This window comes from Streptomyces mexicanus, assembly GCF_902506575.1.
In the GTDB taxonomy this organism is placed as follows: Bacteria; Actinomycetota; Actinomycetes; order Streptomycetales; family Streptomycetaceae; genus Streptomyces; species Streptomyces mexicanus.
This window is the reverse complement of record NZ_LR732544.1, coordinates 3,990,332-4,010,001: the sequence shown is the minus strand read 5'-3', so window position 1 is coordinate 4,010,001 and position 19,670 is coordinate 3,990,332. Positions and strand designations below refer to the sequence as shown.

Sequence of the window (19,670 nt, the reverse complement as noted above, 5' to 3'; positions counted from 1 at the left end):
GGCCGGGCCGTCCAGCAGCCGGGCGAGTCGTTCGGTCTGCGCCTTGTCGAGCAGTCCGGGCGCCTGCCGGCCTCCGCCGAGCAGGCCGGTGTCGAGGAGGTGGGCGGCGGCCGCGTCGAGGCGGGGCCGGCGGCCCCCCCCCCGGGCCCCGCCCGCCCCCCGGCGCCCCCCCCGCCCGGCCCCCGCCCCCGCGGCCCCCCCGCCCGCCCGCCCCCCCCCGCTACTGGATCGAGATCAACGGCAACCGCCACCAGATCTCCCGCCCGACGCTGGTGCTGGGCCGCAGCACCGACGCCGACGTGCGGATCGACGACCCCGGCGTCTCCCGCCGGCACTGCGAGATCCGGACCGGAACGCCCTCGACGATCCAGGATCTCGGGTCCACCAACGGCATCGTGGTGGACGGGCAGCACACCACCCGCGCTACGCTCCGCGACGGCTCGCGGATCGTCGTGGGCAGCACCACCGTTATCTATAGGCAAGCCGAAGGGTGAACCGGGGGCAATGTCAGAGCTGACCCTCACGGTCATGCGGCTGGGTTTCCTGGCCGTACTGTGGCTGTTCGTGATCGTGGCCGTGCAGGTCATCCGCAGCGACCTGTTCGGTACGCGCGTCACCCAGCGGGGGGCCCGCCGGGAGGCCGCACGGCCGCAGCCGAGCGGACGCCAGGGCGGCCGGCAGGCCGCGCGCCAGGCGGCGCCCCCGCAGCAGCGCGGTCAGCAGGGCGGCGGCCGCCAGCGCCGCAACGCCCCCACCAAGCTCGTGGTGACCGAAGGCACCCTCACCGGCACCACCGTCGCGCTGCAGGGCCAGACGATCACGCTGGGCCGCGCGCACGACTCCACGATCGTGCTGGACGACGACTACGCCTCCAGCCGGCATGCCAGGATCTACCCGGACCAGGGCGGCCAGTGGATCGTCGAGGACCTCGGATCCACCAACGGCACCTACCTGGACCGGTCCCGGCTGACGTCCCCCACGCCGATCCCGCTGGGCACGCCGATCCGCATCGGCAAGACCGTCATCGAGCTGCGGAAGTAGTGCTACGTCATGAAAGAGCGCGAGCGGAGCGAGCACGCAGCGGCCGCCGGCACCCCGGGCCCCGGCGCGCTCCCGACCGGAGGGTGGGCAGTGTGGCTCGACACGATCGGCTGTATCCCGAGCCGACGGGCGAGGTGCGCATGAGTCTGTCACTGCGCTTCGCCGCCGGTTCGCACAAGGGCATGATCCGTGAGGGCAACGAGGACTCCGGGTACGCCGGTCCGCGGCTGCTCGCGATCGCCGACGGCATGGGCGGTCAGGCCGCCGGCGAGGTCGCCTCCTCCGAGGTGATCTCCACCATCGTCGCCCTCGACGACGACGTCCCCGGCTCCGACATCCTCACCTCGCTCGGCGCCGCCGTGCAGCGCGCCAACGAGCAGCTGCGGCAGATGGTCGAGGACGACCCGGCCCTGGAGGGCATGGGCACGACCCTGACCGCGCTGCTGTGGACCGGGCAGCGGCTCGGCCTCGTCCACGTCGGCGACTCGCGCGCCTACCTGCTGCGCGACGGGGTGCTGACCCAGATCACCCAGGACCACACCTGGGTGCAGCGCCTGGTCGACGAGGGCCGCATCACCGAGGAGGAGGCGACCACGCACCCGCAGCGGTCCCTGCTCATGCGGGCCCTGGGCAGCGGCGAGCGGGTCGAGCCCGACCTGTCCATCCGCGAGGTCCGCGCCGGCGACCGCTACCTGATCTGCTCCGACGGCCTGTCCAGCGTCGTCTCCCACCAGACCCTGGAGGAGACCCTCGCCAGCTATCAGGGCCCCGAGGAGACCGTGCAGGAGCTGATCCAGCTCGCGCTGCGCGGCGGCGGCCCGGACAACATCACCGTCATCGTCGCCGACGTCCTCGACCTGGACACCGGCGACACCCTGGCCGGGCAGCTGCACGACACCCCGGTCGTGGTGGGCGCGGTCGCCGAGAACCAGCAGCACCTGCACGACAACGGCATCATGCAGACCCCGGCCGGCCGCGCCGCCGGCCTGGGCCGCCAGGTGCCCGGCCAGGGCGGCGGCGAGTTCGGCCCGCCCGGCTCCGGCGACAGCACCGGTTACGCCCCGGGGGGCGGCTTCGCCGGCTACGGCGACGACGACTTCACCAAGCCGCGCAAGGGCCGCAGGTGGCTCAAGGGCTCGCTGTACAGCGCGCTGGCGCTCGCCGTCATCGGCGGCGGCCTGTACGGCGGCTACCGCTGGACGCAGACCCAGTACTTCGTCGGCGCCAACGACGAGCACGTCGCCCTGTACCGGGGCATCAGCCAGGACCTGGCCTGGGTGAAGCTGTCCAAGGTGCAGAAGGACCACCCGGAGATCGAACTCAAGTACCTGCCGCCCTACCAGCAGAAGCAGGTCAGGGCGACGATCACCGAGGGCGGCCTGCAGGAGGCGCAGAAGAAGGTCGAGGAGCTGTCCGTGCAGGCCTCCGCCTGCCGCAAGGAGGCGGAGCGCCGCGCCGCCGAGTCCCAGAACAGCGCCAAGCCGGGGCAGGCCAAGACCGCCGGTACGCACGGGACCGCAGGAACCACCCGTACCGCTTTCGCGTCCAAGGCGACACCGACGCCGAGCACGTCGGAGTCGAAGTCCCCGTCGTCTCCCTCGTCCCCGACCCAGTCCGCGACCGCGCCCACACCCAGCCCCGGCCCCACTCTCTCGGAGGAAGAGCAGAAGGTCGTCTCGCTGTGCGGTAAGCAGTAGGCAAGCCGTGAGAGGCCCTGTCACACGATGAGCAGTACTACCAACACGTCGACGCACCACACGTCCACGATCGGCGCCATCGGCGCGCCCAGCCGGCGCAACACCGAGCTGGCGCTGCTGGTCTTCGCGGTCGCCATCCCGGTGTTCGCCTACGCCAACGTGGGCCTGGCCATCAACAACCGGGTGCCCTCCGGTCTGCTCAGCTACGGGCTGGGACTCGGCCTGCTGGCCGGCATCGCCCACCTGGTCGTGCGCAAGTTCGCCCCGTACGCGGACCCGCTGCTGCTTCCGCTGGCCACCCTGCTGAACGGGATGGGCCTGGTGGTCATCTGGCGGCTGGACCAGTCCAAACTGCTGCAGTCGCTGCCGAACTACTTCCAGGCCGCGCCCCGCCAGCTGCTGTACACCGCGCTGGGCATCGCGCTGTTCGTCGTCGTGCTGATCTTCCTCAAGGACCACCGCGTCCTGCAGCGCTACACGTACATCTCCATGTTCTGCGCCCTGGTGCTGCTCATACTGCCCCTGGTGCCGGGCCTCGGGGCGAACATCTACGGCGCCAAGATCTGGATCAACATCCCCGGCCTGGGCTCCCTGCAGCCCGGCGAGTTCGCCAAGATCGTGCTGGCGGTCTTCTTCGCCGGCTACCTCATGGTCAAGCGGGACGCGCTCGCCCTGGCCAGCCGCCGCTTCATGGGCCTGTACCTGCCGCGCGGCCGCGACCTCGGGCCGATCCTGGTCGTCTGGGTGCTGTCCATCCTCATCCTGGTCTTCGAGACCGACCTGGGCACCTCGCTGCTGTTCTTCGGCATGTTCGTGATCATGCTGTACGTGGCCACCGAGCGGACCAGCTGGATCGTCTTCGGTCTGCTGATGTCCGCCGCGGGCGCCGTCGGTGTCGGTTCCATCGAGCCGCACGTCCACCAGCGTGTGGAGGCATGGCTGAACCCCCTGCACGAGTACAAGCTCAGCCGGCAGGGCGTGGTCGGCCACTCCGAGCAGTCGATGCAGGCGCTGTGGGCCTTCGGCTCCGGCGGCACCCTGGGCACCGGTCTGGGCCAGGGCCACTCCGACCTGATCCGGTTCGCCGCCAACTCCGACTTCATCCTCGCCACCTTCGGCGAGGAGCTGGGCCTGGCCGGCATCATGGCCATCCTGCTGATCTACGGTCTGATCGTGGAGCGCGGCGTGCGCACGGCGCTGGCCGCCCGCGACCCGTTCGGCAAGCTGCTCGCCATCGGCCTGTCCGGCGCCTTCGCGCTGCAGGTCTTCGTGGTGGCCGGCGGTGTCATGGGCCTCATCCCCCTGACCGGTATGACGATGCCGTTCATGGCCTACGGTGGTTCGTCCGTGCTGGCCAACTGGGCGCTGATCGGCATCCTCATCCGGATCAGCGACACCGCGCGCCGCCCGGCACCCGCCCCCGTGACCAACCCCGACGCCGAGATGACCCAGGTGGTCCGCCCGTGAACAAGCCCCTGCGCCGGATCGCGATCTTCTGCGGCCTCCTCGTCCTCACGCTGCTCATCCGCGACAACTGGCTCCAGTACGTCAAGGCCGACAGCCTGAAGAACGACGAGCTCAACCGCCGCGTCACCATCGCCCGCTACTCCGTCCCCCGGGGCGACATCATCGTCGGCGGCTCCCCGATCACCGGGTCGGCGGAGACGGACACCAGCGGCCTGAACGACCTGAAGTACAAGCGGACGTACAAGGACGGCCCCATGTGGGCGCCGGTCACCGGGTACGCCTCGCAGTCCTACGGCGCCACGCAGCTGGAGTCCATCGACGACCAGATCCTGACCGGCAACGACGACCGGCTGTTCTTCCGCAACACGCTCGACATGATCACGGGCAAGCCGAAGCAGGGCGGCAACGTCGTCACCACGCTGAACGCGGCCGCGCAGAAGGCGGCGTTCGACGGTCTGAAGGGCCACGGCAAGGGCGCCGTCGTCGCGCTGGAGCCGTCCACCGGCAAGATCCTGGCGCTGGCCTCCTACCCGTCGTACGACCCCTCGTCGTTCGCCGGTACCTCCAGCGCGGACGCCAAGGCCTGGAAGAAGCTGCAGAAGGACAACGACCCCAGCGACCCGATGCTGAACCGGGCGCTGCGCGAGACCTACCCGCCGGGCTCGACCTTCAAGGTGGTCACCGCGGCCGCCGCGCTGGAGAACGGCCTGTACACCTCCGCCGACGAGCACACCGACTCGCCGGACCCGTGGATCATGCCGGGCACCACGACCCCGCTGCCCAACGAGGGCAACATCCCCTGCAAGAACGCCACGATGCGCGAGGCGCTGCGCTGGTCCTGCAACACCGTGTTCGGCAAGATCGGCGCCACCCTCGGCCAGAAGAAGATGCTCGACGAGGCGGAGAAGTTCGGCTTCAACGAGGAGCAGTTCACCCCGGTGCGCGCCAACGCTTCGAACTTCTCCGACCACATGGAGCCCTCGCAGGTGGCGCAGTCCTCCATCGGCCAGTTCAACACCGCCGCGACCCCGCTGCAGATGGCCATGGTGGTCTCCGCGGTCGCCAACGACGGCAAGCTGATGAAGCCGTACATGGTCGACAAGCTCCAGTCGCCGAACCTCGACACCCTGGAGCAGACCCAGCCGGAGGAGCTGAGCCGGCCGCTGTCCTCGAAGAACGCGCAGATCCTGCAGTCGATGATGGAGACCGTCGTCAAGGACGGCACGGGCAAGAACGCGCAGATCTCCGGCGTCACCGTGGGCGGCAAGACCGGTACCGCCCAGCACGGCCTCAACAACAGCGAGAAGCCGTACGCGTGGTTCATCTCCTACGCCAAGATGCCCGACGGCAGCTCGCCGGTCGCGGTGGCCGTGGTCGTCGAGGACGACGCCGCCAGCCGCCAGGACATCTCCGGTGGCGGCCTCGCGGCGCCCATCGCGAAGAACGTGATGCAGGCGGTCATCAACTCCAAGAAGTGACTCTAGCCACCTCCCCTTCACATCGGTGCACGTGGCGATACCGGTCCTGTATCGGGTGACGGGCTTGGCCAGGTCACACAGAGCGAGCCGGGTACGGTAGGCCCGGACGGCAGCTCCGGCGGCACACGCGGTGCCGGTCGGGACCGACGGAGAGGGCTGGTAGGTAGCTATGGAAGAGCCGCGTCGCCTCGGCGGCCGGTACGAGCTGGGCCAGGTGCTCGGCCGTGGTGGCATGGCGGAGGTGTACCTCGCGCATGACACCCGCCTGGGCCGCACCGTGGCGGTGAAGACGCTGCGCGCCGACCTGGCGCGCGACCCTTCCTTCCAGGCCCGGTTCCGCCGGGAGGCCCAGTCGGCCGCCTCGCTCAACCACCCCGCGATCGTCGCGGTCTACGACACGGGCGAGGACTACATCGACGGGGTCTCGATCCCGTACATCGTCATGGAGTACGTCGACGGCTCCACCCTCCGTGAGCTGCTGCACAGCGGCCGCAAGCTGCTGCCGGAGCGGGCCATGGAGATGACCATCGGCATCCTCCAGGGCCTGGAGTACGCCCACCGCAACGGCATCGTCCACCGTGACATCAAGCCGGCCAACGTCATGCTGACGCGCAACGGCCAGGTCAAGGTGATGGACTTCGGCATCGCCCGCGCCATGGGCGACTCCGGCATGACGATGACGCAGACCGCCGCCGTCATCGGCACCGCGCAGTACCTCTCGCCGGAGCAGGCCAAGGGCGAGCAGGTCGACGCCCGCTCGGACCTGTATTCGACGGGTTGCCTGCTGTACGAGCTGTTGACGGTCCGCCCGCCGTTCGTCGGGGACTCCCCGGTCGCGGTGGCCTACCAGCACGTCCGCGAGGAGCCGCAGCCGCCGAGCGTCTTCGACCCGGAGATCACGCCCGAGATGGACGCGATCGTGCTGCGGGCGCTGGTCAAGGACCCCGACTACCGGTACCAGTCGGCCGACGAGATGCGCGCCGACATCGAGGCCTGCCTCGACGGCCAGCCGGTCGCGGCCACCGCCGCCATGGGCGCGGTCGGCTACGGCGCCTACGGCGACGACCAGCCGACGACGGCGCGGCGCGCCGGGGGGGGCGCCCCCGCCACGACGATGCTGCCGCCCATGAACCCGGACGACGGCGGCTACGGCTACGACGACCGGCCCGACCGGCGCCGCCAGAAGAAGTCCAGGACCTCGACGGTGCTCCTGGTCGTCGCGGGCATCCTGGTCCTCGTCGGCGCCGTCCTCATCGGCCGGTGGGTGACCAGCGGGCACGGGGTGAGCGACGACACCTTCAAGGCGCCGAACTTCGTCGGGCAGACCTACGCCGACGCCCAGCGCACGGCCGAGAACGTCGATCTGAAACTGGCCGAGCCCACCAACAAGCCGTGCGACGGCCAGCCCAAGGGCAGCGTCTGCGACCAGGACCCGAAGGCCGGCACGGAGGTCAAGAAGGGCGACACGGTCAGCCTGGTCGTCTCCACCGGCGCGCCGAAGGTCCAGGTCCCCGGTGTGGTCGGCCTCACCCTCGACGACGCGAAGTCGAAGCTGGAGGGCGACCCCTACCAGCTCAAGGTGGAGACCCAGTACCGGGAATCGACGGACGACCCGAACACCGTCCTGGAACAGAACCCGGTCAACGGCCAGGAAGTGGAGAAGGGGACGACGATCACCCTGGTCGTCTCCAAGGCACCCGAGAAGGTCACCGTCCCGAACGTCTCCGGCAAGTCCTGCGACGAGGCCACGGCCCAGCTGCAGGCCAGCAACCTCAAGGCCGACTGCACCGAGGTCGACACCACCGACCCCAACCAGGTCGGCAAGGTCTTCCAGATGTCCCCGACGGCGGGCACGCCGGTCGACAAGGACTCCACGGTCCATCTCCAGATCGGCAAGCAGGCCCCGCAGCAACAGAAGACGCCGGTGCCGGACGTCCGCGGCCACAAGCTCTCCGAGGCCCAGCAGATGCTCAATCAGGCCGGTTTCACCAACATTCAGGTCAACGGCAGCACGGACGGCAACGCGCTCGTCATCAACCAGGACCCGCAGCCCAACCAGCAGGTCGACAACCCGGCCGCCACGCCGGTCACTCTGACGGCGTTCGGCGGAGGCGGCGGCAACAACAACGGCGGCGGCAACAACCGCGGCAACGGCAACGGCGGCATCTTCGGCTGACCGCCGCGACGCCCCGGCTCGCCCCACCGAACGACCCGAGCCCCGGCTCCTCTCCCGCGAGAGGGGCCGGGGCTCGGTCGTACCGGCGGACGCGGCGGGCACGCCCGCCCGCTCACCTGCTCAGCGCAGCTCCTTCGGCGGCGTGCGCTTGCTGTCCACCTTCTGCACCCGGACCAGTTCGCCCCACACCACGTACCGGTAGCGGGAGGTGTACACCGGGGTGCAGGTCGTCAGGGTGATGTAGTGGCCGGGCTTGGTCACGCCCGACTCCTCGGGGACCTGCGCGAGGACGTCCACGTTGAACTTCGAGGTCTCGGGGAGGATGTCGTAGACCTTGTAGACGTACCAGTCGTCGCGCGTCTCGAAGACGATCGGGTCGCCCTTGGCGAGCTTGTCGATGTTGTGGAACTTCGCGCCGTGGCCGTCGCGGTGCGCGGCCAGGGTGAAGTTGCCTGCCTTGCCGGTCGTCGGCAGCGTCGCCTTGACCGGGTCGATGTAGTAGCCGGCCACGCCGTCGTTGAGGACGTCCGTCGAGGTGCCCTTCTTCACCAGCACCTCACCGTTGTGCATGGCGGGCACGTGCAGGAAGCCGATGCCGTCCTTGGTGTCCAGCGCGCCCGGGCCGCTGGGGGCGGAGTGGGCCCACTGCTCGCGGATCCTGTCGGCCTGCCGGTCGGCCTTGCGGTCCGCTATGACGTTCGTCCACCACAGCGAGTAGACGACGAACAGCCCGAGCACCAGGCCCGCCGTGATGAGGAGTTCACCGAGGACACTGACGGCGAGGGCCAGCCGGCCGGTGCCGCGGGGGCGCCGGCGTGGTGCGGGGCTGTCGTCGGTGTGCTCCGCCGTGTCGTCCGTGGTCGCTGCCACTGTTCCATCCGCCTTTTGATCGCGCCCTGGTGATCGACTGATCGCGCTTCGGTGACCGGCCTAATCCACGAGCGCATCCGGCTTGCCCTTGCTGCGCGGCCGTTCCTCCACCATCTTGCCCCAGACGATCAAGCGGTACTTGCTCGTGAACTCCGGTGTGCAGGTGGTGAGGGTGATGTAGCGGCCGGGCCCGGTGAAGCCCGAGCCGGCCGGGATCGGGTTCAGGACGCTGGTGTTCGACGGCGACGTCACCGGCAGCATCGACGTCATCTTGTAGACGTAATAGGTGTCCTGCGTCTCCACGACGATCGGATCGCCCGGTGTGAGCCTGTTGATGTACCGGAACGGCTCGCCGTGCGTGTTGCGGTGGCCCGCGAGCCCGAAGTTGCCCGTCTTCGCGTCCGGCATCGCCGTGTCGAAGTCTCCGGGCCCGTAGTGCCCGACCATGCCCTTGTCGAGCACCTTCGTCTTGCTGGTGCCCTCGGCGATCGGCACCACCACGTCCAGCTTGGGGATGTGCAGGATGGCGAAGCCCTGTCCCGGTTCGAACGCCCCCGGCTTGCGCTTGCCGTTCGCCCAGTCGTCCTGCAGGTGGTGCGCCTCGTTGCCCGCCTGCTGGTGCGCGCGCACGTTCGACCACCACAGCTGGTAGGTGACGAACAGCAGCATCACCACGCCGGCGGTGATGAACAGCTCCCCGATGATCCGGCTGGCGAGGACCCCCGGGCTCGTTCTGCGCGCCCGGGCCAGCCGCCGCGCCTCCACCCGGCTCAGCGGGGCGGCCGGCCGGTCCCCGGGTGCCGTCTCCCGCTGCGTCTGCGGCCCCGGCCCGCCCCCGCGGCGGCCGTGGCGGCGTCTGGCGGCCTTTCTGCGGGCCGCACGGCCGCCCGGTGTGGTTCCCGTGGTTGCCGGGCTCGGGGAGGCCCCAGATCCGGGAGAGGCCGCAGAGCCCACGGGGGCCAGTGGGTCCACGGGGGCCAGTGGGTCCACGGGGGCCAGTGGGTCCACGGGGGCCGACGGCCCGGGGATGCGCAGCGCCATCGTCTCGTCGTCGCCGCCGGGCGGATACGGCGCCGCCGAGCCGGGCGTTCCGTACGGCGGCGCCGAGCCGGGCGCGTCGTACGGCGCCGAGGCGGACGGCTCCCAGGAGGCGTCGTACGCCCCCGTGCCGTACCGGTCGGCGCCGGACTCGCGCTCGGGGCGCAGCGCGGTCACGCCGTGGCCCTGCCCACCACCGGGGCGAGCCCCGTCGACCTCGCCACGGCACCCGCGTCGCCGCACTCCACGAGCCAGTTGGCCAGCATCCGGTGCCCGTGCTCGGTGAGCACCGACTCGGGGTGGAACTGCACGCCCTCCACCGGCAGTTCCCGGTGGCGCAGGCCCATGATGATGCCGTCGTGGGTGCGGGCGGTGACCTCCAGCTCGTCGGGGACGGTCGCCGGCAGCGCGGCCAGGGAGTGGTAGCGGGTCGCGGTGAAGGGGGAGGGCAGCCCGGTGAAGACGCCCTTGCCCTCGTGCTCCACCAGGGAGGTCTTGCCGTGCAGCAGCTCGGGCGCCCGGTCCACCACACCGCCGTACGCCACCTGCATCGACTGCATGCCCAGGCACACGCCGAAGACGGGGACGCCGGTCGCGGCGCAGTGCCGGACCATGTCCACGCACACCCCCGCCTGCTCGGGCGTGCCCGGCCCCGGCGACAGCAGCACTCCGTCGAAGCCGTCCTGGGCGTGCTCGGTGCGCACCTCGTCGTTGCGCAGCACCTCGCACTCGGCACCCAGCTGGTACAGGTACTGGACGAGGTTGAAGACGAAGCTGTCGTAGTTGTCGACGACGAGGATCCGGGCGCTCACTGGTTGTTCACCGTCACATCGTTGAAGGGAAGCAGCGGCTCGGCCCACGGGAAGACGTACTGGAACAGGACGTAGACGACGGCCAGGACCAGCACCAGTGAGATCAGGGCCTTCACCCACGTGTTGCCCGGCAGATGCCGCCAGATCCAGCCGTACATGCCGTCCCTTCCCTCGCGTCACGGCACGGGTCTCCCGCCGCTTTCGCCCACCAGACTAACGGCGCCGCGCTCCGGATTTCCCGGCCTCCGCGGGGTGCTGGGACGGGCTTTACCCCCGTGCCCCCCGGCGTTGCTCCCCGCGTGTTCCCCGCGTCGCTCCCGCGCCGCCCGGTTCAGTGCCCGGTCGAGGGGGTCAGCGGCTCGGCGTAGTGCAGGTCGACGGTGCCGGTGTAGCCGGGGAGCGTCACCGTGCCGTCGTCGGTGACCTTCCAGCCCAGGCCGTAGACGTTGACGTACACCATGTAGTTCTGGATCGCCGGGGAGTCGGCGAGCGCCTTCTGCAGCTTCTCCGGGTCGCCGACGGCCGTGATCTTGTAGGGCGGGGAGTAGACGCGGCCCTGGAGGATCAGGGTGTTGCCCACGCAGCGCACCGCGCTGGTGGAGATCAGCCGCTGGTCCATGACCTTGATCCCGCGGGCGCCGCCGTGCCACAGCGCGTTGACCACGGCCTGCAGGTCCTGCTGGTGGATGACCAGGTAGTCGGGCTGCGGCTCGGGATAGCCGGGGAGCTTGGCGTGGGCGTTCGGCGGTGCGTCGTTGAGCGTGACGGTGATCGCCCGGCCCTTGAGCGGCCGGGTGCCCGCGTTGTTCTCCAGGCCGGCGAGTTTGTCGTCCTGGGCCTTGGTGCTGCCGTCGTCGCTCTCGGCGAGGGACTCCACGTCGCCGCGCAGGGCCGCGTTGGACTCGTCCAGTTCCTTGTTCTTGCGGCTGCGTTCCTGGATGAGATCGGACAGCTTCAGCAGGGAGGTGTCCGTCCGGATATTGGTGCCTTTGGCCGTGTGGAAACTGGTGAAGAAAATCAGCCCGGCGAGAGCGAAGACGGCCATGGTGAGGAGGCGTACGGGCCGTACCCGGCGCGGGCGGGCCGGACCGGATCCCTGAGTGGATCCCGTCCCCGGGGAGTCGGCAGAATTGCTCAACGTACCCTTATCTCCTTCGGCGCCGTAGAAGCACTACGCTAACGGACGCCCGGGGGAGTGCTCAGTTTCCCCTTGTACGCTGCCCCGAGCCAGCCCAGTTCCCTGCGCGGCCACACAGCGCATCGACAGGAGAGACCCTCGTGCCGAAGTCACGTATCCGCAAGAAGGCCGACTACACGCCGCCGCCCGCGAAGCAGGCGGCGAGCATCAAGCTGGAGACCCGCGGCTGGGTGGCCCCCGTCATGCTCGCCATGTTCGTCATCGGTCTGGCCTGGATCGTCGTCTTCTACGTCACCGACGGCTCGCTGCCCATCGAGGCGCTGGACAACTGGAACATCGTGGTGGGCTTCGGCTTCATCGCCGCCGGATTCGGTGTCTCCACGCAGTGGAAGTAGGGCGGCGGTGGAGCAGGCGGCAGTCTTCACGCGGCGGAAGAAGGGCAGGGGAAGCGGGGGTGTCCGGGGGATGAACCCGGCTCTGCCCACGGCTATCCGCTGAGTTATCCACAGCCCTGCTCGAATTTCCACACGAAGGCTGGGGAAAAGCCGACGATCTGTGGATAACCCGTCGCCCGTTGACACCGGTACGACTGTCACACCGCCCCGCCGACACCCTCACACACCCCGGTTGACCTGCGCAAACACAGGTGAGCGAGCAGGCGAACAGCCGATCGGGCACGGTATGCACAAGATCGGCCACCCACTGTGGACAACCGGGGCCGGGGTGGCGCGCTCAGCCGAGCTGGGCCGTTCTGAGCACCGTCATCACGACGACGGCCACCAGCACCAGCGCGCACGTCCCGTACTGCACCAGGGCTCGCCGCTCGCGCGGGGCGTGGACCATCGCGTAGCCGACGATCAGGCCGGCGACCAAGCCCCCGATGTGCGCCTGCCAGGCGATGTGGCCCCAGGTGAAGGTAAGGATCAGGTTGATGACCAGCAGGGCGATGACCGGGCGCATGTCGTAGCGCAGCCGCCGCATCAGCACGGCTGTCGCACCGAACAGCCCGAAGATGGCGCCGGACGCGCCGAGCGAGGCCTGGTCGGGCGCGGCCAGCAGGTACGTCAGCGCGCTGCCCGCGAGTCCGGAAGCGAAGTACAGCGCCAGATAGCGGGCGCGGCCCAGAGCCGCTTCCAGAGGGCCGCCGATCCACCACAGGCTGAGCATGTTGAACAGGATGTGCCAGATCTCCTGGTGGGTGAACATCGACGTGACCAGGCGATACCACTCGCCGTGGGCGACCCCCATGGTGGGTGTGTACGGTGCCGGGGGCCACGATCCGATGAGTACCAGGCGGTCCAGGAGCGAGGAGTGGACGCTGACCGCGATGAATACCGCGACGTTGATCCCGACGAGGATCTTGGTGAGCAGCCGGGGGTCGGACGTCACGGTACCGCCGGCGAGCGTCCGCGGCCGGGAGGCGGCCGGGGCCGGCCCCGAGCCGGAGCCGCCCCGCGCGCACTGCGGGCAGTGGAACCCGACCGAGGCGTTGACCATGCACTCCGGGCAGATCGGCCGCTCGCAGCGCGTGCAGCGGATGCCGGTCTCGCGGTCCGGGTGGCGGTAGCAGGTCGGCAGGCCCGCGCCGCCGTGGCCGTCGCCCAGCGGTCCGCCACCGGCCGGGCCCTGGCCGGCCGGTCCGCGCTCCAGCGGGCCCTGCGGGCTGCCTGGTGCCTGGTCCATGGGGTCCCCTCACGTCGGTCGTGGGCGGCGCACGGCTCACCGTGCCCTCGGCAACGCACCGCCCCGCTCATCCCTACGGACGAGCGGGGCGTTTGGTTCCTGCCGGCGCTCAGCCCTGGGCGGCGGCGTCGCCCGTGATGACGATCGTCTCGATGACGACGTCGTTGACCGGGCGGTCGTTGCGCGGGTTGGTCTGCGTGTTCGCGATGGAGTCCACGACCTTCTGGCTCGCCGCGTCGGTGACCTCGCCGAAGATGGTGTGCTTGCGGGTCAGCCAGTCCGTCGGGGCGACGGTGATGAAGAACTGCGAGCCGTTGGTGCCCGGACCGGCGTTGGCCATCGCCAGCAGGTAGGGCTTGTCGAAGCGGAGGTCCGGGTGGAACTCGTCCTCGAAGGTGTAGCCCGGACCGCCGGTGCCGTTGCCCAGGGGGTCACCGCCCTGGATCATGAAACCGCTGATCACCCGGTGGAAGACCGTGCCGTCGTACAGCCTGTCCGTGGACTTCTTGCCGGTGGCCGGGTTCGTCCACTCGCGCTCGCCCTTGGCGAGCTCCACGAAGTTGCGGACCGTCTTGGGGGCGTGGTTCGGCAGGAGCCGGACCTGGATGTCGCCGTGGTTGGTCTTCAGGGTGGCGTAGAGCTGCTCAGCCACGATCTGCCTTCCGTTGTCTTCCTGTAGCCCCCCGATCCTCGCACGACGTGCGCCGTGCGTCCCCGGCGGCCGCGCGACGGGCACACATCCGCCGGAATGGGTTGCGGAAATCGGGGCGAGTCCTCCCGGGTCGGGGGCGTGGCGCGACGATCCGTGGCATTGTCGTCGGCAAGCTCCCCTTGCCCCGTATTCATCCGCTATCACACTCGATCGTCTCGCCGCGGGCCCCGCAACGGAAGGGCTCCGGGAGACAGAAGTCGTCTTCCGTGACCCGGTTGCCTGCTCTCACATGCCCCCGGGTCCCTTGACAGGCATGATCCGTAAAAGGGTGGAAAGTCGATTTACCGTACGCCACCGAGGAGGAGGAACCCGTGACCCGCATCGACAGCGTGCGCGCCGCGACCGGCTCGGCGAAGGACAGCGTGCTGCACGCCGCGGAAGTGGTGGCGCCCTACGCCGACACGGCCAGGGAAAGGGCCGCGCACTACGCACACGAGGCACGCGTACGGCTCGCGCCGAAGGTGACACTGGCCGCCGACCAGGCCCGTGCGCAGTACGGCGCCTACGTCGCGCCCCGGCTGGAGCAGGCCCGTACGCAGGCCATGACGTACGTACCGCCGAAGCTCGACCAGGCCGCCCAGGAGGCCGCCTGCCTTACCCGCAAGGCCGCCCGGCAGGCCGCCGAGTACTCCAGGCCGCGGATCGAGCAGGCGCGAGCGGTGGCCGGGCCGGTCGCGGACGAGGCCGCCGCGCGGAGCGCCGCCGCACTGGTCGCGCTGCGCGGCCAGGTCCCGGCGGAGAAGATCCAGAAGCTGGCCCGCAAGCAGAACCGGCGGTGCCGGGCGGGCCGGGTGGCCAAGGTGCTCGCGGTGGTGGGCGTCCTCGCGGGCGGCGCCTTCGCGGCCTGGAAGTGGTGGGACAAGCAGGCCAACCCCGACTGGCTGGTGGAGCCGCCGGCCGCCACCGAGGTGCCCGAGGCGGGCCGGCTCTCCTCGGTCGACGGCACCGGCCAGACGCTGCTGGACCCCGAGGTCGAGGCCAAGGAGGCCGAGAGCTCCGAGGAGCAGCCCACCGACCGCGACGAACAGGCCTGACCTTCCCGCCTGCCGGACCACCGGGCGGCTCGGCGACGATCACCACAGGGCTCCCCTCCGCCTGGCGACCGACCGAGCGGAGGGGAGTGTCGTTTCCTGTGCCCCTCGGACCGGCGCGCGATCCGGCGCACGGTCCGACGGCGCGCCCCGACGGCGCGCTTCCCTTCGGACCGGCGCTCGCTCCTGCGACGCGCTCCGGTTCCGCGCGCGGCGAGGCTGTCACCGGGCACGCACGACTACGTCACACCGCACGCCTGCATGCCGCGATCGCGGGAAGGAGAACCTCAAGATCACCCAGGGAAGGAGCCACAGCATGGCGAAGAACGCGACCCCTCGGTACACCGTCCCCGGCGTCGAACTGAAGGACGCCGGGCGTCTCATCGACGTCCTGCGGCTGCGTCTGCACGCGCTCAACGACCTGCACCTCACGCTCAAGCACGTGCACTGGAACGTCGTGGGCCCGCACTTCATCTCCGTGCACCAGATGATCGACCCGCAGGTCGACCGCGTACGGGACATGGCGGACGACGTGGCCGAGCGCATCGCGGCCCTCGGCGGGGTCGCCCAGGGCACACCGGGTTCCTTGGTCAGCGAGCGCACCTGGGACGACTACTCCATCGGCCGGGCCGACGCCATCGCGCACCTGGGAGCGCTCGACGTGGTCTACACGGGAGTGATCCAGGACGTGCGCGAGGCCATCAAGGAGGTCTCGCCGATCGACCCCGCGACGGAGGACCTGCTCATCGAGCAGCTCCGTGCCCTCGAACAGTTCCAGTGGTTCGTGCGGGCGCACCTGGAGAGCGCGGGCGGCTCCCTGGCCACCGCCGGGTCCCACACCGAGGAAGAGGCGGCCGCCCGGGGCGCCGACCTCGGCTGAGCGCCAGGCGGGCCAGGGCCGGAAGCGGGTCGGGGCCGGGGTCGAGGACAGGTCAGGGCCGGGACGGCACCTGCGCGGCGGTGTCGTCGTGCAGGGAGCGGGGGCGGTGCTGCGGAGTCGCAGCAGTCGTCCCGGTCCGTCCGGAGAACGAAGCGGCCGACGACCCCGGCGGCCGACGACCAGAAGAGGCCGCGCCGTCCGGTGGTCCCGCGCGTCGCCGAAATCCCTTTGGCGGGCGGGCGCGACCGCTGCTACGTTTCCACGGGCCGTGCTTAAGAACGAGGAGGTGGTACCCGTGACCGCAGTATCGACATGGGTGCTCCCCTCCGGGGTCACGGTCGGGCGATAGGTCGTCGTCCGGGAGCGCCGTTCACGAGCATTCCCGGAAGGCACGATCATGCACTTCACTGCTGAACAGCGTCTCGACGGCGGCGTCCTCGAACGCACATTCACCCTTGGCGAGATCCCCGGCATCCTGTGGACCCCCGCGTCCACATCCGCGCCGGTACCGCTGATCCTGCTCGGCCACCCCCCGCTCGGGCTGCGCACGATGTACCCGCGGCTGGTGGACCGGGCCCGGCGCGCCGCAGCGGACGGCTTCGCCGCGGCCACCATCGAGCTTCCCGGAAGCGGTGACCGGCCCCGTTGGGCCGCCGCCGAGCAGGCCCGCGCCGACCTGCGCCGGGCTGTGGCGGCCGGCGGGCCGGTCGATGACCACGTCGTCGACGCCCTCGTCCTCCCGCTCGTCGAGAAGTCGGTCCCGGAATGGCAGGCCGCCCTGGACGCCCTGCTGTCGCTGCCCGAGATCGGCGGACCGGTCGGATACTCGGGGGGAGTGATCTCCATCGGTATCCGGCTCGCGGTGGTCGAGCCGCGCATCTCGGCCGCCGTTCTGTTCGCCGGGAGCCTGGTGCCCGCCGTCCTGTTCGAAGAGGCCCGCCGGGTCACCGTTCCGCTGCACGTCCTGCTGCAGTGGGACGACGAGGGGAACGACCGGCGGGCGGCCCTGGACCTGTTCGACGCCTTCGGCTCCGAGGAGAAGACCCTGCACGCCACTATGGGCGGACACACCGGCGTCCCGCAGTTCGCGGGAGAGTCCGCGGCTCGTTTCCTGGCCCGGCACCTGAAGTAAGTCCGGGCCGCAACGCCACCGTCACGGCGGCTCGATGCCCGGCTGTCCCGGCTGGTCCCAGCGGGGTGCTCCGACCGCGCACGGCCGCATCATTTGCCTGAGCAACTCGCGCTGAGCGGGATCCGCCGTCCATGCCCGTGCCCACGGTGGAGTGGTCCGCTCGGCCGGCCGACGCATGGGTTCGCGCCCGGTACGGGGCGAAGGGGGTGCGGTACCGCGCTCGGTGCTTCTCGCCGGGCCGCACCCCCTGTGACGGCCATGGCCGAGTCGGTGGTTCAGGACCTCGACCGCGCACTGCGAGCGGGACAGACCTCTTCTTCCGGGAACGCGTCGGCGGGTCACCGAGTGCCGTACGTCACCCGGGCCCCGGGCTTTCGACACCCTCGCACCCCATGCCCCCGACCGGGAGGTGAGCCTCCGTCAATGTGACGGAAGGAACCTCGGCAGCGGTGCCGTCGGTCCCCGTCGATGCCCCCGGTTCCACGCTCCGTTCGACGGCGGCCACGACCTCGCCGTCCAGCGGGTCCAGCGGGTCCAGCGGCGCGTCCAGCAGACCGCTGCCCGACCCGAAGACCCTCGGCGGCGCCCCATGAGCGCGAAGAGGCCCTCTGAACAGCGTTTCCGCAGTTCAGAGGGCCTCTCGACGAGTGGAGCCTAGGGGAGTCGAACCCCTGACATCTGCCATGCAAAGACAGCGCTCTACCAACTGAGCTAAGGCCCCGGAAGAGGAGTATCCGGCCGGGGAACCGCCCACCGGTCGAGTACCGCACAACAGACTACCGGGTTCTCCCCCGGATCTCGCAAAAAGATTGGGGGTCCCCTTGGCCGACCACGCTCCGTAAGATGCTCCGCGTGGTTCGCTACAGCGAACCACCGTACTCGGGGAAGCGATGGGGAGACGCAATGGACGCCGCACAGCAGGAAGCCACCGCAAGAGCGCGTGAGCTGCAGCGAAACTGGTACGGGGAGCCACTGGGGACGCTCTTCCGCAAGCTCATAGACGACCTCGGGCTCAACCAGGCCCGGCTCGCGGGAGTGCTGGGGCTGTCGGCACCGATGCTGTCGCAGCTGATGAGCGGCCAGCGCGCGAAGATCGGCAATCCGGCGGTGGTCCAGCGGGTGCAGCTGCTGCAGGAGCTGGCGGTGCAGGTGGCGGACGGCAGCGTCAGCGCGGCCGAGGCGACCGAGCGCATGGACGAGATCAAGAGGTCGCAGGGAGGGGCTGTGCTCAGCAACACCACACAGACGACGAACAGTTCGGGCGCGCCGACGGTCAAGCGGGTGGTCCGTGAGATCCAGTCGCTGCTGCGCTCGGTGGCCGCCGCCGGCGACATCATCGAGGCCGCGGACAGCCTCGCCCCCACCCACCCCGAACTCGCCGAGTTCCTGCGGGTGTACGGAGCCGGTCGCACCGCCGACGCGGTCGCGCACTACCAGGCCCACCAGAACTGAACGAGCCGTAGGAACGGCCCACAGGAATGGGCTGCAGGAACGAGCCGCAGCCACGGACCATGCGTCGCGGGGGAAGGCAGGGGGAAGCAAGGGGGTAACCGCAGGGGGAGGAGCGACGCGCAGCCATGGGTGAGGTGTTCGCCGGCCGGTACGAGCTGGTCGACCCGATCGGCCGGGGCGGGACGGGCGCCGTCTGGCGCACCTGGGACCACCGCCGGCGCCGGTACGTGGCCGCGAAGGTGCTGCGGCAGCGCGACGCGCACTCCCTGCTGCGTTTCGTGCGGGAGCAGGCGTTGCGGATCGACCACCCCCATGTGCTCGCACCGACGGGCTGGGCCGCCGACGACGACCAGGTGCTGTTCACCATGGATCTGGTGGCCGGTGGCTCGCTGGTCCACCTGGTGGGGGACTACGGCCCACTGCCCCCGTGGTACGTCTGCCTCCTGCTCGACCAACTGCTGTCGGGGCTCGCCGCGGTGCATGCGGAACACGTCGTGCACCGCGACATCAAGCCCGCCAACATCCTGTTGGAGGCCACGGGACGCGGCCGGCCCCGGCTGCGGCTGTCCGACTTCGGTATCGCCCTGCGCCTGGGCGAGCCGCGTCTGACCGACACCGGCCTCGTGGTGGGCACGCCGGGCTACTTCGCACCGGAGCAACTACTGGGCGCGGAGCCGGACTTCGCCGCCGACCTGTTCTCCACCGGACTGGTCGCCCTCCATCTGCTGCAGGGCGCACGACCGGACGCCAAGGCACTCGTGGAGCACTTCGCCGCACAGGGAACGCCCGCCGCGCCCAAGGGAGTTCCCGAAGCGCTGTGGCAGGTCGTGGCCACACTGCTGCAGCCGGACCCGTCGGCACGGTTCCGGACGGCCACGGGCGCGCGCAAGGCCCTCGCCGCGGCCGCGGAACTCCTGCCGGCGCCCGGCCCCGACGAGGACCCCATCGAGATCTTCGACCAGCTCGGCCCTCTGCCGCCGGGCTTCGGCCCGGACGGCCCGCTCCGGCGCGGCCCCGCCGTCACGTCCCTCCCCGGCCCCGTTCCCGCACCAGGTTCCCTACC

19 protein-coding genes and 1 tRNA gene are annotated in these 19,670 nt (G+C 70.5%); 12 read left to right on the top strand and 8 right to left on the bottom strand.

The window, feature by feature from the left end:
• The 6 genes from GV126_RS37680 to pknB all read left to right on the top strand — a co-directional run.
• Window positions 1-494 (top strand): FHA domain-containing protein (locus GV126_RS37680; RefSeq protein WP_438947851.1); only part of this gene is annotated, 494 nt, incomplete at its 5' end.
• A 10-nt stretch (window positions 495-504) separates the two neighbouring features.
• A complete protein-coding gene (locus GV126_RS17930) occupies window positions 505-1,041 on the top strand; it encodes an FHA domain-containing protein FhaB/FipA (protein ID WP_028421223.1) in 537 nt (178 codons plus the stop codon).
• A 140-nt stretch (window positions 1,042-1,181) separates the two neighbouring features.
• A complete protein-coding gene (locus GV126_RS17925) occupies window positions 1,182-2,738 on the top strand; it encodes a Stp1/IreP family PP2C-type Ser/Thr phosphatase (RefSeq protein WP_159667826.1) in 1,557 nt (518 codons plus the stop codon).
• A 27-nt stretch (window positions 2,739-2,765) separates the two neighbouring features.
• Window positions 2,766-4,205, top strand: coding sequence for an FtsW/RodA/SpoVE family cell cycle protein (locus GV126_RS17920; RefSeq protein ID WP_159667823.1), 1,440 nt, complete (start codon window positions 2,766-2,768; stop codon window positions 4,203-4,205).
• A complete protein-coding gene (locus tag GV126_RS17915; RefSeq protein WP_159667820.1) occupies window positions 4,202-5,683 on the top strand; it encodes a peptidoglycan D,D-transpeptidase FtsI family protein in 1,482 nt (493 codons plus the stop codon). Before GV126_RS17920 ends, GV126_RS17915 begins: the two co-directional genes overlap by 4 nt.
• Window positions 5,684-5,852: 169 nt before the next feature.
• Window positions 5,853-7,859: a Stk1 family PASTA domain-containing Ser/Thr kinase gene (pknB, locus tag GV126_RS17910; RefSeq protein WP_159667817.1), complete on the top strand. Its 2,007-nt coding sequence runs from the start codon at window positions 5,853-5,855 to the stop codon at window positions 7,857-7,859.
• A gap of 120 nt (window positions 7,860-7,979) precedes the next feature.
• Here pknB and GV126_RS17905 read toward each other — a convergent pair whose 3' ends face one another.
• The 5 genes from GV126_RS17905 to GV126_RS17885 all read right to left on the bottom strand — a co-directional run bounded on the left by GV126_RS17905 (window position 7,980) and on the right by GV126_RS17885 (window position 11,717).
• Window positions 7,980-8,729 (bottom strand): class E sortase, encoded by a 750-nt coding sequence (locus GV126_RS17905; protein ID WP_159667814.1) that lies wholly within the window; start codon window positions 8,727-8,729, stop codon window positions 7,980-7,982.
• 60 nt (window positions 8,730-8,789) lie between these two features.
• Window positions 8,790-9,944, bottom strand: a complete 1,155-nt coding sequence (locus GV126_RS17900; RefSeq protein WP_236570040.1) for a class E sortase — start codon at window positions 9,942-9,944, stop codon at window positions 8,790-8,792.
• Window positions 9,941-10,579 (bottom strand): aminodeoxychorismate/anthranilate synthase component II, encoded by a 639-nt coding sequence (locus GV126_RS17895; RefSeq protein ID WP_159667811.1) that lies wholly within the window; start codon window positions 10,577-10,579, stop codon window positions 9,941-9,943. The genes GV126_RS17900 and GV126_RS17895 overlap by 4 nt, the downstream gene beginning before the upstream one ends.
• On the bottom strand, window positions 10,576-10,737 hold the full coding sequence (locus GV126_RS17890; protein ID WP_159667808.1) for a hypothetical protein: 162 nt from the start codon (window positions 10,735-10,737) through the stop codon (window positions 10,576-10,578). The genes GV126_RS17895 and GV126_RS17890 overlap by 4 nt, the downstream gene beginning before the upstream one ends.
• Window positions 10,738-10,910: 173 nt before the next feature.
• Complete coding sequence (locus tag GV126_RS17885; protein WP_159667805.1) at window positions 10,911-11,717, bottom strand: DUF881 domain-containing protein; 807 nt, start codon at window positions 11,715-11,717, stop codon at window positions 10,911-10,913.
• A 140-nt stretch (window positions 11,718-11,857) separates the two neighbouring features.
• Here GV126_RS17885 and crgA point away from each other — a divergent pair, with 140 nt between their 5' ends.
• Complete coding sequence (gene crgA, locus GV126_RS17880) at window positions 11,858-12,112, top strand: cell division protein CrgA (protein ID WP_028421233.1); 255 nt, start codon at window positions 11,858-11,860, stop codon at window positions 12,110-12,112.
• A 337-nt stretch (window positions 12,113-12,449) separates the two neighbouring features.
• On the opposite strand, the gene GV126_RS17875 is transcribed toward crgA, so the two are convergent.
• Both GV126_RS17875 and GV126_RS17870 read right to left on the bottom strand, forming a co-directional pair.
• Window positions 12,450-13,400, bottom strand: a complete 951-nt coding sequence (locus GV126_RS17875) for a rhomboid family intramembrane serine protease (protein ID WP_159667802.1) — start codon at window positions 13,398-13,400, stop codon at window positions 12,450-12,452.
• Between the two features lie 109 nt (window positions 13,401-13,509).
• Complete coding sequence (locus GV126_RS17870) at window positions 13,510-14,052, bottom strand: peptidylprolyl isomerase (RefSeq protein ID WP_159667799.1); 543 nt, start codon at window positions 14,050-14,052, stop codon at window positions 13,510-13,512.
• 371 nt (window positions 14,053-14,423) lie between these two features.
• Between GV126_RS17870 and GV126_RS17865 the strand changes: the two genes are divergently transcribed.
• The 3 genes from GV126_RS17865 to GV126_RS17855 all read left to right on the top strand — a co-directional run bounded on the left by GV126_RS17865 (window position 14,424) and on the right by GV126_RS17855 (window position 17,155).
• On the top strand, window positions 14,424-15,146 hold the full coding sequence (locus GV126_RS17865; RefSeq protein WP_159667796.1) for a DUF5324 family protein: 723 nt from the start codon (window positions 14,424-14,426) through the stop codon (window positions 15,144-15,146).
• Window positions 15,147-15,459: 313 nt separating this feature from the next.
• Entirely contained in the window at window positions 15,460-16,023 is a 564-nt protein-coding gene (locus GV126_RS17860) for a Dps family protein (RefSeq protein WP_159667793.1), read from the top strand.
• A gap of 397 nt (window positions 16,024-16,420) precedes the next feature.
• A complete protein-coding gene (locus GV126_RS17855; RefSeq protein ID WP_159667790.1) occupies window positions 16,421-17,155 on the top strand; it encodes a dienelactone hydrolase family protein in 735 nt (244 codons plus the stop codon).
• A gap of 648 nt (window positions 17,156-17,803) precedes the next feature.
• On the opposite strand, the gene GV126_RS17850 is transcribed toward GV126_RS17855, so the two are convergent.
• A tRNA-Ala gene (locus GV126_RS17850) sits at window positions 17,804-17,876 on the bottom strand.
• Window positions 17,877-18,058: 182 nt separating this feature from the next.
• Here GV126_RS17850 and GV126_RS17845 point away from each other — a divergent pair.
• Both GV126_RS17845 and GV126_RS17840 read left to right on the top strand, forming a co-directional pair.
• On the top strand, window positions 18,059-18,607 hold the full coding sequence (locus GV126_RS17845; protein ID WP_159667787.1) for a helix-turn-helix domain-containing protein: 549 nt from the start codon (window positions 18,059-18,061) through the stop codon (window positions 18,605-18,607).
• Window positions 18,608-18,732: 125 nt separating this feature from the next.
• On the top strand, window positions 18,733-19,670 hold a 938-nt coding region (locus tag GV126_RS17840; protein WP_159667784.1), incomplete at its 3' end, for a serine/threonine-protein kinase.

Coding starts and splice junctions, on each gene's coding strand:
- GV126_RS17930 (WP_028421223.1), top strand. CDS start 505: ATGTCAGAGCTGACCCTCACGGTCATGCGGCTGGGTTTCCTGGCCGTA.
- GV126_RS17925 (WP_159667826.1), top strand. CDS start 1,182: ATGAGTCTGTCACTGCGCTTCGCCGCCGGTTCGCACAAGGGCATGATC.
- GV126_RS17920 (WP_159667823.1), top strand. CDS start 2,766: ATGAGCAGTACTACCAACACGTCGACGCACCACACGTCCACGATCGGC.
- pknB (WP_159667817.1), top strand. CDS start 5,853: ATGGAAGAGCCGCGTCGCCTCGGCGGCCGGTACGAGCTGGGCCAGGTG.
- GV126_RS17890 (WP_159667808.1), bottom strand. CDS start 10,737: ATGTACGGCTGGATCTGGCGGCATCTGCCGGGCAACACGTGGGTGAAG.
- GV126_RS17875 (WP_159667802.1), bottom strand. CDS start 13,400: ATGGACCAGGCACCAGGCAGCCCGCAGGGCCCGCTGGAGCGCGGACCG.
- GV126_RS17860 (WP_159667793.1), top strand. CDS start 15,460: ATGGCGAAGAACGCGACCCCTCGGTACACCGTCCCCGGCGTCGAACTG.
- GV126_RS17855 (WP_159667790.1), top strand. CDS start 16,421: ATGCACTTCACTGCTGAACAGCGTCTCGACGGCGGCGTCCTCGAACGC.
- GV126_RS17845 (WP_159667787.1), top strand. CDS start 18,059: ATGGACGCCGCACAGCAGGAAGCCACCGCAAGAGCGCGTGAGCTGCAG.